The organism is Entomospira culicis (assembly GCF_028748145.1).
Taxonomy (GTDB): domain Bacteria; phylum Spirochaetota; class Spirochaetia; order WRBN01; family WRBN01; genus Entomospira; species Entomospira culicis.
Genome location: NZ_CP118181.1, coordinates 612519 through 626517, shown reverse-complemented (window position 1 = coordinate 626517; position 13999 = coordinate 612519). Strand labels below are relative to the sequence as shown.

The following is a 13999-nucleotide window of genomic DNA, read 5'->3' as shown; positions in this document are numbered from 1 at the left end:
TGTGCTAAAATTCTACGCGCCTCACGCGCATGGCAATATCGCTTTTGGCATACCAGTTTCCCTCTTTAATATCGATAAGCGTTGGCTCACGCAACACTAACTCGCCAGAGACACGATGGGGACGGGTACGATAAAGCGTGCGTAACTTCAGAAAAATGGCATTCTTAATCGACTCCTCGATGGCTACTTTACGACTATCAAAACCAAAGTGCAACTCACTGCGCGCACTCCCACGCGCATGCGTAGCACCAAGCCGCTCTTTTTGTTGCATATAGCGATACTGCTCTGATGAAAGTGCATACTCAAAGGTCAAGCCTAACCAACTTCCACTCGTAGCAACACTCACCAAGCGCATATTTTTATCACCTAACTTAATCAACTCAATATGCTGGAGCAAAAACTCCTCACTCACCTGATGCTCACGCGAACTAGGGGTGTACTCAAACCATAATCCATAAACCATGCCACTCAAAATCCAACGCGCCTCTTCAAATAAAGAGAGAATTGCATAAAAGTGGGTCTCTTCTTCGGGGGCTAAGGAGTCTATAAATTCCTGTGAGTAGCGAGTGGCCACCCACCAGATATCGCGTTCCACAGCAGGAGAAAGCAATTCCGTATTAACCCAAACAAACGTCTGCACATAATGAGGAGCAACCCGTTGCTCTAGGGCGTAAGCAATATTCATAGTCAAAAAGATAGCACTAAGTAGATATCTCCAACGAACCATGCCCACTCCCTGCGCCCTTAACCTAAAGGCTCAAATGGGGAGAATGGTAACCAATCATCGTCCTTCTCTTCCTCTGGCTTTTCGGCTTCATCAGAACCTTCCGTAGAATCATTTGCGCCATCTGTATCATCAGTTGAGTCGTTACTTGAGGACTCGCTACCAGATTGGGCGTCGTCTGGTGCATTAGCAGCAGTTGAATCTTCCTTATCTTTAGATGAGTCAGGGTTTTGTGCCTGCTGGCTAGAAGATTTGCTCTCTTTCTCCTTGGCTTTACGCTCACGTTCTAGCTCTTTAAGACGCTCTTTTTGCGCCTTGGCATCCTCTTTAACCTTGCTCTTTTGTGCTTTCTCCTCGGCTTTACGCTCTTTTTCTAAGACCTTAGCCTCCACCTGTTCATACATAATAGGAACCATCACGCGCATCCAAGGAAGCATACTGGTAAGCTCATTTTCCAATTCAGCTTTCAACATCGAAAAGATTGCAAAGGCTTCGTCATACTTTTTGAGATACCGATAGAGCACAATCCCTTTTTCATATTGCGCTTCAAAAACCCTATCTGGCTTATCGGGAAATTTAGCAATAATCTCGTCATACTCAGCAACTGCCTGCTTATATGCCCCACGATTAGATGCATCATGGGCAACCTTAAAATGCATCTCAACACTCCAATTATCTCGATCTCCATACTTAATGCTTGTATCGGTAGCACAAGCACTGACAATCGTTATTAGTAATAAAAGTAAGGCAAATTTCTTCATATTCCCTCTTAGATTACCATGCTTTGCCAAGAAAATCAAGCAGATAGCAAAATAATCGCACAAAAAATGCCTAAATACAACTAATTTTTCAAATATTTTATGCCTAGCTATAGCTATTTTTTAGGATTTTTGCTAGTATGTTCTGTAGGAATAGTTGAGGATGCTCCGCTAAGCAAGAGAAATTTAAAAAAAGGACTTTAGAAGCATTGACCATGATCTATACAGCCATCTTCAAGCGACTATTCGATCTCTTCTTTGCTCTACTCTTTTTACTTCTTCTCTCCCCGTTACTTATTCTTATTTCAGTTGCCATTAAAATTGCCTCTGGCAATGCTCCAATATTTTATGGGCATCAACGTCTAGGTAAAAATGGCGTAATCTTTACCTGTTGGAAATTTCGCACGATGATCCCAAAAGCACAAGAGAAGCTTCAAGATATCCTTCAAAATGACCCTACGCTCGCGCAAGAATTCAACCAAACCCAAAAACTTAAAAGGGATCCACGTATTATTCCAGGCATCGGACACTTCTTGCGTAGAAGTAGCATGGATGAACTCCCTCAATTTTTTAATGTACTAAAAGGACAAATGAGTATCATCGGCCCTAGACCTATTACTCCAAGCGAACTCAATCATTACGGCGAACATCAAGCCCTCTTCCTAAGCGTCTTGCCAGGCATCACCGGACTCTGGCAAACCTCCGGGCGTAACAATCTCTCCTATCAATCACGCGTCAACCTAGACATCTATTATATTCGGCATCGCTCTCTTTGGCTCGATCTCAACATTGTCCTAAAAACCCTTATCACCATCATCAAGGGTAGTGGATACTGATATTTACATGTCAATAAACAAGAATCATTAACATTTAAAGTAGGATACATTATATGAAAAAAAGATTTCCAAAAATACTCTCAACATTGGCTATGCTTCTCTTATTTGCTCTCTCTACTCACGCGCAAACGCGTCTTTCCGTAGATATTAATGATCCCGTCTATCTCCTTATCGAGATCGGTGAAGTTAAAGGACTCCTTACCAAAATCACACAAGTTAAACCCTATACCCGCCACGACGTCTACACCTTTCTTAGTCAAATGAAAGCAAGAGAGTATGAGCTCTCTGCCCAAGAGCGGAAGATCCTCGATGAGTATATCTTACGCTTCTCCCCTAGCTTCACGCCAAAAGCCCCTATTAGTAACGCTCTTTGGAACGGTGGCTTTGACTTTGGTAATCAATATGGACACGCGCGCCTAGGTATTCGTACCGGTTACCACTTTCAATTTGCCGCCGAAGATATTAGTAAACAGTACACCTCCATTCCCATTGAGCTCTTTGTCGAAGGCGACTTTCTCCAATCAATGTTCTCCTATAAAGTAAACCTTATCCTCAATACAGGGATGAATAGCACCTACCCGTTTGCTCACTTTGGTGAACATGTTGCCATGGGCATGGGCTTTTGGCAACGCTGGTTTGGCTCTCCCAAAAATTTTGAAATTTGGGATACGGGTAATATGGATAGCTGGGCGCAAGCCTTGGAAATGACACCAGAGCTTACTGGTCAATTTTGGGACGATCGGATCTTATTACGTCTTGGTATCCTTGAAAATCGCCAAGTAGGCAGTGGTCTTATTCTCTCTAAAGACGCAGCCACCTTTGCTGCTGCCGAATTCGCTATCCGCCCCATCGATTGGTTTAACTTTTACTACATGACCGGATCCTTAAGTGGTGGAAGAAACACCCTCGGGAATGATTATCGCGATACAGAATTTCATAATGAGCAACTTGTGCAAAATAGCAAAATGTTTAGCTACCACATCGGCGAATTCTTTATCAGCGACTATTTCTACCTCAATGTCTGGGAGAGTGTTATTTGGGGCAGTCGCATGGAGGCCTCCTACTTAGTTCCTATGAATGTCTTCCTCATCGCACAAAATATGATCGGTGATCACGACAATATTGCCTTTGGCTTTGGTGCTGCTACCATTATTCCTAACATCGGGAAGCTCGAAACCAACCTTATGCTCGATGAATTTCAAGGAAAAAATATCGGTACTAGCCCCCGAAACATGCTGGCTTGGGATGTGGGTCTTCGCCTGCATATCCCATGGTTAGCGTTTACCCAAGTTAAACTCAAATACACCAATATTGGCCCTTATGTTTACTCGCACTACGCCCAAAACTACGCCCAAATGGGTCAAAATATGCGTGGGGATAATGTGCTCATTGATACTGGCTATCACCATCGAGGTAAAGCCTTGGGTAGCTTTCTAAAGCCTAACAGTGATCACTTTAACCTTAGCTTAGAGACACTCTTCTTCCCGGGATTAAGCCTCTCTGTAGGATACGATCTTGTCAGGCATGGTAATTCAGCACCCCACAAATACTGGCTTGGCGTTGATGGGCGCTACTACACCGATAGTCAAAAAGCCACCATGGACGAAAACTTCTTCCGTGGGGAGGTCTGGGCATGGGATCGTAATGGCATCACCGGCGAGCTTAATGGCTTTTTAGATTATGGTCAATGGGATTCTAATCCTTGGTTCAAGCACTTCCTTAAAGATGCTATCTACGACTGGACAAATGCCTTTTCGCTCAAACTCACCTACGACTTACGCTTTATCCCACTCTTTGATAAAAACAATCAACGCAGAGAGATCCCTGTTGTGATTGGTATTGGCTACACCTTTGCCCACACCTTCTATGACTTCAACGATCGCGACTTCTCGCACATCAACGATGCAGATATGGCATCGGCCATGGCTTGGGCAGGACGCTTTGGCTATACTTATCAAACTAATCATAAAAATATCTTCACCTTCACCATGTCGATATTCCCGCGTTAATATAAGAGAAAAAGTAAGCGGGTAAGAGCAATTATCTGCCCGCTAACGCTTTTTCCGCTCACCGAGTACCCATAATAAAAAGAGAAATCCAGCCAACAATAAAAAGGGAATCACCATTGCTGTTACCCAACTTACCGAGGTGTATTGAAGCCAAACATTCACCCATAAGTCGGCGAGCTGTACTAATAAAAAGCCACCAAAAAATCCACCAAAAAGGCGTAACAGTGCAAACTTTTTTGAGGGATCGTACCAAAAAATAGGAACAAGCAACAACAACAAAATCCACCACTCTCCCATACGTGAAGCGAAAAAGTGTTTCAACTGGTTTTGTTCACGCCCCAGTAGATGCTCCTCACCCAATCGCACATAAAGCGTGCTAGAGCTACTTTTTGCCCAATCCTCACCACGAAAACGTCGCTCAACTTCCTGCCACGTAGGCATCCACTCACTTAATGTTAATACTTCGGCAGTATACCAATCTTCTTCTGTGGTAACTCCGCGCACACGCTCCAAATGCCATTCACCCGCGTTCTCTACTGCACGCATCGCCTCTAACCAACGCCATCCTTCAGGTCTCTTTGGAGAAAGTGCTATCACTTGCAAACCTCGCACTTCACGCGTATTCTTATTGATGCCCTCTATTTCAATCAAATATTTATCTGTCAATAAAATAGCCTTCTTGCTCTTTACCGATGCCTCTCCCAAAATATCTACTTCAAACCATTCATTCTTGCGCTCCATACTTGGCAGTATCGACCAAGCTGTTGCCAACTGAAAGAGTATCAATAACAAGGCAAATAGCCAGATAAATCCTAACCCCTGATGCAAACTTTTTCCACATAAATAAATAACTTTCAATTCACTTTTTTGTTCTAATGTAAAGACCAAAATAACAATCGACAATAAAAAAATAATGGGCAATAATCCATGAAAAATCAAGCCACTACGCAACATCACCCAGACGAAGAGTCGCCCCAATGCTAAATCATCCTTATCCATCACTTGTAAAAAGAGAAGGGCAAAAAAGACTAAGTAAAGCAAGAGAAAGAGGATTAAGGTTGTACCACCCCAAGTTACTAGCCAATTTTTTATCAAATGTTTGCGAACTCTATCCATTACCTAATCCCCTCTTTTTATGCTGTATCGACCAAAACAAAAGCAAATTAACAAGATTAATCGTCATGACCGGTAACAATAAGGTGATAGGAGACCACCGGAGACGTAAGATTTGAAAGGATATTAAGTAAAAGGAAATCCAGTAAAAAATAAGCGCAACGACCCAGCCCAACAAGATCCAAAGCGATCGTTTACCTAGGCGTTCTACCAATAAAAAGGCAAGAAATACCAGTGTAATCACAAAAAGAAGATGCGAGGTGCGTAGGAGTACAACAAAAAGATAGCTCACAAAATCAGAGTTAAACCGAAAATCTTTTTTAATCGCTACACGCTCCTGTAAGTAGAGGTCGCGATCCGTTTCGGTCAGTAAGCCATTACGTAAAAGCGCATTAATCTCCACAAGTCGCTCACGTTGAAATGCAGTACGCCTGTAATGCTCATCGCGTAAAGCCAAACCTCGCGCCCACAAATCACGAAGGATTAAGCCATCATAGGGATTGTAGCTCTGTGTTTTAATCGAAAAAATCAACGGATAACGAAAGTCCTTTGCCACAATCGTACTCCAACTCTGCCCATTACTGTTACGCTCCACGACTAAAAGATCAACCTCCTCTGCGGACAAAGCGCGTAATCCCCCATCCATACTCACATCAGCGTTGGTAGCCCAGAGAACCAATCGATAGCCATCACGCATATCCACCACCAACCATTGCTCTTTCCCCTCAAATATCGCACCATAAAGAATCATATCGCCAAGCATTTTGGGTTCATTACTCTTGGTATCAATTTTAATATAGCGACTCAACACCTGACTATAATATTGCTCAAATGTCGACATACTATAGGGATAGAGACCAAAGGCTACTCCAAAGGTTAAGAAAAAAGTAAAAAGTGTATAGTGCAGGAGTGGGCGAAAAATCGCAAAAATGCCAAAGCCCAAGCTACGCATCGCGTCAATCTCTTTATGTAATTGTAAGCGAGTATAGCTCACCAAAAAAGCAAGGGAAAGCGCAATCGGGGTGGCTTGAATCATCGCCCCAGGAATAAAAAAGAGCACCATCACCAAGACATGACGAATCGAAACCCCCAACTCCAACCACTCTGGAGCAAAGTACCAAATATTACTCAATAATACAAAGAAAATAAATAATAGCGTTAAAAAAAGATGCGTCTTTGCAATGTCCACCAGAAGATATCGATATAACTGCTTCGCTCGCCACAGCTTAGCCATACAAATGCATTCCTATCCTAATCCACTAGCACCAAAACCAGAGCTAGCCCGCACCGTTGCATCTAAACCATCCAGCCGAACAAAAGTCCCCACGACAATCGGAGCAAAAACAAGTTGTGCAATCCGCATGCCCACCTCAATCGTAAAGGGGTGTTCCGAAGTGTTATATAAGATAACACCAATCTCTCCGCGATAATCGGCATCAATCGTACCCGGACTATTTAACACAACCACGCCATGATGAAGCGCCAATCCCGAACGCGAACGCACCTGCGCCTCATACCCTGCAGGAATGTCTAACGATATCCCCGTAGGAATCAACTTACGCTCTTGCGGTTTTAAGATCCAAGCTTCTGAAATATTTGCCTGTAAATCCGCCCCCGAGGCTAAAGCAGAAGCATACCTAGGCGCCCCATCAAGGGAACCTAGGTAATGGACAACAATCGTTGGATGACTAGTCATCACCAGATTTGCGTTTTGCTTCGTACTCTTTAATCATCGCCTCGGTAACATTATTAGGTGCCTTAGCGTACTTTAAGAATTCCATGGTGAACTCAGCCTTACCTTGCGTCAAGGAGCGCAAGACCGTAGAGTAACCAAACATCTCAGAAAGAGGAACTTCCGCCTCAACACGACACATCACGCCCTCTTCGGTAGAGCCTAAAATCACACCACGACGTTGGTTAATCGATCCAAAAATCGATCCTTGGAACTCGGTAGGCCCTTCGACAGCAACCTTCATGATCGGCTCCAACACCTGTGGCGAAGATTTCATGTATGCTTCACGGAATGCGCCACGACCAGCAGCTTGGAAGGCCATGTCCGAAGAGTCCACGGGGTGGAACTGCCCATCATTGATCATCATCTGCACACCTACAATCGGGAAGCCAATTAAGCTGCCCTTACCAAGGCACGAACGGAAACCTTTATCACAACTAGGCACATATTCGGTAGGAATTACACCACCCTTAATATTATTAACAAATTGATACTCACCCTCTGCCAACGGCGTCATCTCACCGGCAACACGCGCGTATTGACCTGCACCACCAGTCTGCTTCTTGTGGGTATAATTGAACGGCGTAGCCTTCGTAATCGTCTCACGATAGGCAACCTGTGGCATACCAGTCTCCACCTCGGCCTTGTACTCGCGCTTCATACGCTCAACATACACCTCAAGGTGAAGCTCGCCCATTCCCTGAATAACCGTCTCGTTACTTTCGGGATCGACATAGGTGCGGAAAGTAGGATCTTCCTTGGTAAAGCGGTTGAGCGCCTTAGCCATGTTGTCGCTGGCCTTGCTATCCTTTGGTTTAATCGACAACGAGATAACCGGAGCTGGCACAAACATACTAGTCATCGAGTAGTTGATATTAGGGGAAGTAAAGGTATCGCCCGAAGCACAGTCAATACCAAAGAGCGCAGCGATATCACCAGCGGGAGCTTCGGTAATATCAGTCATCTCCTTACTATGCATGCGCACAAGGCGACCGACCTTAAATTTCTTCTTGGTACGGGCATTCACCAACTCATCACCCTTGCGAATTTTTCCTTGGTAGACACGGATATAAGTAATCTGACCATACTGGGTATCATCAAGCTTAAAGGCGAGGGCTACCGCATTTTTGTGATTCTCATCACTGGCTAAGACGATCTCCTTCTCCTCTTGATCGAGATCAAGGGCAACATTCTCCACGTCGTTAGGCGCAGGCAGGTAGTAGGTAACGGCATTAAGCAACGGCTGAATCGCTTTGTTTTTATAAGCAGAACCAAGCATCACCGGTACAAACTCGCGCGAGATAGTCGCCTTGCGGATGGTATCTTTGATCAATTGCTCAGGGATCTCTTTCTCTTCCATCAAGAGCTCCATAAGCTCGTCGTTGAACATACTCAAGGCATCAAGCATATCATAGCGATAGGTATCAGCATCGGCTTGGAGTTCGGCAGGGATATCGCCTTCGGTCATATCACCATCTTCGTTAAAAGTGTAAGCCTTCATGGCAACCAAGTCGACCACACCACGATGCTCCTCTTCTAGCCCGATAGGAATCTGAATCATATGCGCGTTAAGATTGAGCTTTTCACGCAACTGATCGCGCACTTTGAAGGGGTTGGCACCGACACGGTCGCACTTATTAACAAAGGCAAGGCGTGGTACATTGTAGCGCTTGAGCTGGCGGTCTACGGTGATAGATTGCGACTGTACACCAGCAACCGAACACAAGACAAGGATAGCACCGTCTAAAACCCGAAGCGCGCGCTCAACCTCGATGGTGAAGTCGACGTGGCCTGGAGTGTCGATCAAGTTAATGTCATAATCCTTCCAAGTAACGTTGGTGGCAGCGCTGGTGATGGTAATACCACGCTCGCGCTCAAGCTCCATGTGATCCATAGTGGCGCCCACGCCGTCTTTACCGCGCACCTCGTGGATGGCGTGAATCTTATTACAAAAAAAGAGAATGCGCTCCGAGAGAGTTGTCTTACCACTATCGATGTGCGCACTAATACCGATGTTTCGTACCTTTGCGATGTCCATTGTTTTTCTTCAGTAACCTCATTTAGATTTAATTTTATGCCTTATAGTATAATTTTTTTTGCCATTATGTGCAAGAGGGGTGGGAGAGAAATTATGACAGAAACAATACAAGAAGTAAAGTGATGAAACAAAAATTAATCTAAATAAATATTACTTGCGTTTTTCTAAGGTCTTACCATGATAGCGTGCAGCTTTTACCCCATGATAACCAGCAAAACCCCAAAAACCTATACCCACTGTCCCCAACACTATAGCCCAAATTGTATGCCCATCACCTTTAGAACGGCTTTCTTCCGATACTTCGGTACTCTTAATCTCGTAATTTTCAATAAAACTTTGAATTACTGGTTTTTCATCATACATAGACAACTCCTTTAAAATTTTGTTTGAATTCATCACTTCACCTACAATATACTATCAAAAATTTGACCTGTCAAGAATATTTTTTCGCATGGATACTTACTCGTACTCTGCCTCGTCGATGGCGACCACCGCTTGGGCGAAGCGTGCTTGACTGGGTAAAACCGCCTTCTCTTTGGCAGGAAATTGGCGCTCGAAGGCGAGAAGAGCATCCGAGTCTACCGCAAACACATCCGACAATATCACTTTCCCCGCGTAGCTTTTGCCGGCGTTTTGCGTAAAATCGAGCGCGAGAAGCCCTTTGTAGTAGATGCCCTCTTCCAGATAGATACCGTACTTTTTGGCGCTCACAAAACCATACGGTGCATAGTGATAGTCATAGCCAAGTGTAACAATCAGCGGGTAGCCCAGCGCTTTGATCTTGGCTAGCGAGTGCTCCATCAACCGTCGACCCATCCCTTGGCGATGTAGCTTAGGCAAGATGCAGAGAGGCCCCATTGCTAGGGTGGCGAGTGGCTCACCGTGTAGAAGCTCGACTGTGGCTTTGCTATAAAAGACCGCGCCGACGATCGCATTATCCACCTCGATAAGAAAGGAGACATCGCGCACCCAATCGGCATGATGCAACATTTGGTGCACCACCAGATGCTCCTCAGCCCCAGGGCGATAGAGATTCCAAAATGCCTCGCGCGCCACCTCTATCAATGCGGGAGCATCCTTCTTTTCTATTAATCGTATATTAATATTCACATTATTATCCTTTGTCTATTTTTTTAATAATATTTGACACTCTGCCAGCAATCTTTGTGCCTCGCTATCGTCGGGATCAATCGCCAATAATCGCTCTAAATAGATGATAGCCTCGGTGTAGCGCCCTAAGCGATAATAGGTACCCGCTAAGTTATGCAGAGCATATCTATATTGCGGATCAACGGCCAGCGCTCGCTGATAATAGGCTATCGCCTCATCGTACCTCATGGCCATAGCATAGAGAATACCTAACATGTTCAAGCCATCAAGATGCTTTGGATCGAGGCTGATAAGCTGATGGTAGGTCTCCACCGACGCATCAAATGACTGATCACGATAGAGCACCCAACCAAGACTATATAAGATATCCACATCCTCTGGCTCAACCGCTAAGGCACGCTCGTAATAATCAATCGCCTCGCGATACCTACCTAACTCTTTATAGAGCCTAGCGAGATTATACAATGCATAAAAATATTCCGCATCGATCGCTATGGCTTGCTGATAATAAGCTATCGCCTCGTCATAACGCTCAAGATTATAGTAGCAGTTACCTACGTTAGAGCGCGCCAGCTCCTTCATCTCATCATCAGCATCATCCGAGGCAAGCACCTGCTGAAAATAGGGTATCGCCTCGGTATACTCTTCACTATCTCGCAAGGAATTCGCTAAATGAAAGATGACATTAATATTCTCTGGCTCGATGCTAAGCGCCCGCTGGTAGAGCGCAATTGCCTGCGGATGATTGCCCTCTTCATTATAACACCAAGCCAATCCTGCCATTGCCGGGACATTATTGGGGTCTAACGCAAAGGATTTCTCATAGTAAGAAAGCGCCTGCGCCACTTGATTCACCCGAGGGTGGGTATAATAGTATCCAATATTATTGAGCGCTTGCGTATTTGTAGGCTCTAAGCGTAACGCCTCTTGATAGGCAGATAGACCCTCCTCAAGATGCCCTAGGCGCATCAATACATAGCCCATATCGACAAGTGCGACCACATCATCGGGAACAAGTCTAAGTAACTCCTGATAATAGGGCAGAGCTTGCACGTAGTCGCCCTGACGATAATACCAAGAGCTTAAGTGATAGTAAGCAGGCAGGCAATCCTTATCTAAGGCAAGCGCCTTTTTGCTCCAAGCCACCCCTTGCGACGATCGTCCAGCTAAATCTAAGCTACGCCCTAACATCGCCATATTGACCACTTCATCAGGATCTCGTGCTATAGCTTGCTCGAAATAACCAATGGCTTGGTCATACTCCTGCAGATAAAAGTACATTCTGCCAATATAGTGATACCAACGCCCCAACTCTGGCTGGAGGTTCGCTAAACGTTCGTAGATCACAATCGCCTGTTGATACGCTTCCACCTGCGTATAACAGTACGCCAGATTCTCCCAACAACTCAAGCATGCCTCGTTATCTGCCACAATCTTCTCATATTCGGTAATCGCCTCGGCATACTCGCCCAATTGAACCAACGCATAAGCAAGATTATACCACGCTTTCACATCAAACTGTTGCGCCAGAGCCTCCCGATAACAGACCACCGCCTTGGCATACTCCTTATCTGCATAAAGTGCATGCCCTTCTGCTAACTTTGGTGGATTATCCCTTTGCATCGTCTTCTCCTATCCCTTTCTCCTCCATAAGCAACCTAAGCCTTACAATAGTGGTTGCAGCATCGCTATTCTCTGGCTCTATTGCTACAAGTTGCTCATAGCAGGCTATCGCCTCGGCATAGCGCCCTAGCTGATAATAGGTACTTGCTAAGCTATAAAGCGCATCTCTATATTGCGGATCAACTGCCAACGCTCGCTGATAATAGGCTATTGCTTCATCATGCATCTCTAGCCATCCGTACACAAACCCTACACTATGCAAAACTTCGGAGCTCTCTCCAGCTAAGGCTAATGCTTGCTGATAGGCGCTAATGGCGGGGTAAAAAAATCCACTCATCGCATAACAATCCCCCGCCTCTATCCATGCTTGAGGCGACATCTCTGTGGTGATTACTGGGGTGCAGATCAGGGGATCTTCTTTCTCGATAGAGATCCAACGTGCATAAGCAACCAGTGCCTCAGCGTGGCGATCTTCCCTCGTGTAAGTAGAGCCTAGAGTAAGCCAGGCCTCCTCATTCATCGGGTCAATCACGACAAGTTGCTCATAGCAGGCAATCGCCTCGGCATAGCGCCCTAAGCGATAATAGGTGCCTGCTAAGTTATGCAGAGCATATCTATATTGTGGATCAACGGCCAGCGCTCGCTGATAATAGGCTATCGCCTCATCGTACCTCATGGCCATAGCATAGAGAATACCTAACATGTTCAAGCCATCAAGATGCTCTGGATCGAGGCTGATAAGCTGATGGTAGGTCTCCACCGACGCATCAAATGACTGATCACGATAGAGCACCCAACCAAGATTATATAAGATATCCACATCCTCTGGCTCAACCGCTAAGGCACGCTCGTAATACGGTATCGCCTCGCGATACCTACCTAACTCTTTATAGAGCCTAGCGAGATTGTACAACGCATAAAAATACTCCGCATCAACCGCCAACGCTCGCTGATAATAGGCTATCGCCTCCTCATAACGCTCTAGCTTTTTATAGACAATGCCTAATTCGTTTAACGCATCCACATTATCAGGATCAACGGCTAAGGCCCGCTCGTAATACGCTATCGCCTCGCTATACCTACCTAACTCTTCATAGAGCCTAGCGAGATTATATAATGCATAAAAATATTCCGCATCGATCGCCATGGCTTGCTGATAATAAGCTATCGCCTCCTCATAACGCATCAGCTCTCTATGCGTAACGCCTAATCCATTTAAAATAGCCACATCGTCTGGATCAACGGCTAAGGCTCGCTGAAAATAGCGTATCGCTTCATCATAATGCTCTAACTGATAATGGGTAGTACCGAGGTGATATAAAGTGTTTGCATCATCAGGATCAACGGCTAACGCTCGCTCGTGATAGGCTAGCGCCTCGTCATAGCGCGTGAGCCTTTCGTAAAAAATACCTAATCCATTTAAAATCCGCACATCATCAGGCGCAACCGCCAACGCTCGCTGAAAATAGAGTAGAGCCTCGTCGTAGCGCTCTAACTCTCTGTAAACCACGCCTACGTTGTACAAAAATTCAGCACTCTCTGGCTCTAGGCTTAGTGCGCGTAAAAAATACTCCTTCGCCTCTTCATACTGATTTAAATAATAAAGGGCATCGCCTAAACCATTTAACGCATTGCTATCATCAGGAGCAATGGCCAAGGCACGCTGATAATAGTCGCGTGCTTCTTCATAGCGCTCTAACTTTCTATAAGTTAATCCTAGGTTACGCAAAAATTTAACACTCTCTGGCTCTAGGCTTAGTGCGCGTAAAAAATACTCCTTGGCCTCTTCGTACGCCTCTAGTTCATAATAAGCGACCCCTAATTTGTTCAAAACATCGCTATTCTCTGGTTCTAGGGGTAGCCCTTGTTGATAGTATTCGATGGCTTGGCGATACTCGCCCATTTCGGCATAACATTCAGCCATCTCCAGTAGCCCTTGGTGCGACATCTGCTCGACAATTTCTATATTTGGACAATCCATCATACGGTATCCCCCTTATCTTACTATAGCATAAAAATCAGAGGATGACAATATATAGAGGATAGCACAGAAAAA

Annotated in this window: 12 protein-coding genes; 2 read left to right on the top strand and 10 right to left on the bottom strand. The window is 45.1% G+C overall.

Going from position 1 to position 13999, the window contains the following annotated elements; all coding sequences use genetic code 11:
* Positions 1-4: 4 nt before the first annotated feature.
* Entirely contained in the window at positions 5-727 is a 723-nt protein-coding gene (locus PVA46_RS02940; protein ID WP_167695268.1) for a hypothetical protein, read from the bottom strand.
* A gap of 17 nt (positions 728-744) precedes the next feature.
* On the bottom strand, positions 745-1485 hold the full coding sequence (locus PVA46_RS02935) for a hypothetical protein (protein WP_167695267.1): 741 nt from the start codon (positions 1483-1485) through the stop codon (positions 745-747).
* Between the two features lie 212 nt (positions 1486-1697).
* On the opposite strand from PVA46_RS02935, the gene PVA46_RS02930 reads away from it, so the two are divergent.
* Positions 1698-2318 (top strand): sugar transferase, encoded by a 621-nt coding sequence (locus PVA46_RS02930; RefSeq protein WP_167695266.1) that lies wholly within the window; start codon positions 1698-1700, stop codon positions 2316-2318.
* 53 nt (positions 2319-2371) lie between these two features.
* Positions 2372-4327 carry a hypothetical protein gene (locus PVA46_RS02925; RefSeq protein WP_167695265.1) on the top strand — a complete coding sequence of 652 codons (1956 nt, stop codon included), beginning with the start codon at positions 2372-2374 and terminating at the stop codon, positions 4325-4327.
* Between the two features lie 42 nt (positions 4328-4369).
* On the opposite strand, the gene PVA46_RS02920 is transcribed toward PVA46_RS02925, so the two are convergent.
* From PVA46_RS02920 to PVA46_RS02885, 8 genes are all read right to left on the bottom strand, one after another.
* Complete coding sequence (locus tag PVA46_RS02920; protein ID WP_167695264.1) at positions 4370-5443, bottom strand: LptF/LptG family permease; 1074 nt, start codon at positions 5441-5443, stop codon at positions 4370-4372.
* Positions 5436-6674 (bottom strand): LptF/LptG family permease, encoded by a 1239-nt coding sequence (locus PVA46_RS02915; protein ID WP_167695263.1) that lies wholly within the window; start codon positions 6672-6674, stop codon positions 5436-5438. The genes PVA46_RS02920 and PVA46_RS02915 overlap by 8 nt, the downstream gene beginning before the upstream one ends.
* A 12-nt stretch (positions 6675-6686) precedes the next feature.
* The gene (dut, locus tag PVA46_RS02910) at positions 6687-7136 is read right to left on the bottom strand and encodes a dUTP diphosphatase (RefSeq protein WP_167696270.1); all 450 of its coding nucleotides are present in this window, start codon (positions 7134-7136) and stop codon (positions 6687-6689) included.
* Positions 7129-9210: an elongation factor G gene (gene fusA, locus PVA46_RS02905; RefSeq protein WP_167695262.1), complete on the bottom strand. Its 2082-nt coding sequence runs from the start codon at positions 9208-9210 to the stop codon at positions 7129-7131. The genes dut and fusA overlap by 8 nt, the downstream gene beginning before the upstream one ends.
* 150 nt (positions 9211-9360) lie before the next feature.
* Positions 9361-9573 (bottom strand): hypothetical protein, encoded by a 213-nt coding sequence (locus PVA46_RS02900; protein ID WP_167695261.1) that lies wholly within the window; start codon positions 9571-9573, stop codon positions 9361-9363.
* A gap of 96 nt (positions 9574-9669) precedes the next feature.
* The gene (locus PVA46_RS02895; protein WP_167695260.1) at positions 9670-10320 is read right to left on the bottom strand and encodes a GNAT family N-acetyltransferase; all 651 of its coding nucleotides are present in this window, start codon (positions 10318-10320) and stop codon (positions 9670-9672) included.
* Positions 10321-10335: 15 nt separating this feature from the next.
* Positions 10336-11943 carry a tetratricopeptide repeat protein gene (locus PVA46_RS02890; protein WP_167695259.1) on the bottom strand — a complete coding sequence of 536 codons (1608 nt, stop codon included), beginning with the start codon at positions 11941-11943 and terminating at the stop codon, positions 10336-10338.
* Positions 11930-13924 (bottom strand): tetratricopeptide repeat protein, encoded by a 1995-nt coding sequence (locus tag PVA46_RS02885; protein ID WP_274360320.1) that lies wholly within the window; start codon positions 13922-13924, stop codon positions 11930-11932. Before PVA46_RS02885 ends, PVA46_RS02890 begins: the two co-directional genes overlap by 14 nt.
* Positions 13925-13999: the final 75 nt, after the last annotated feature.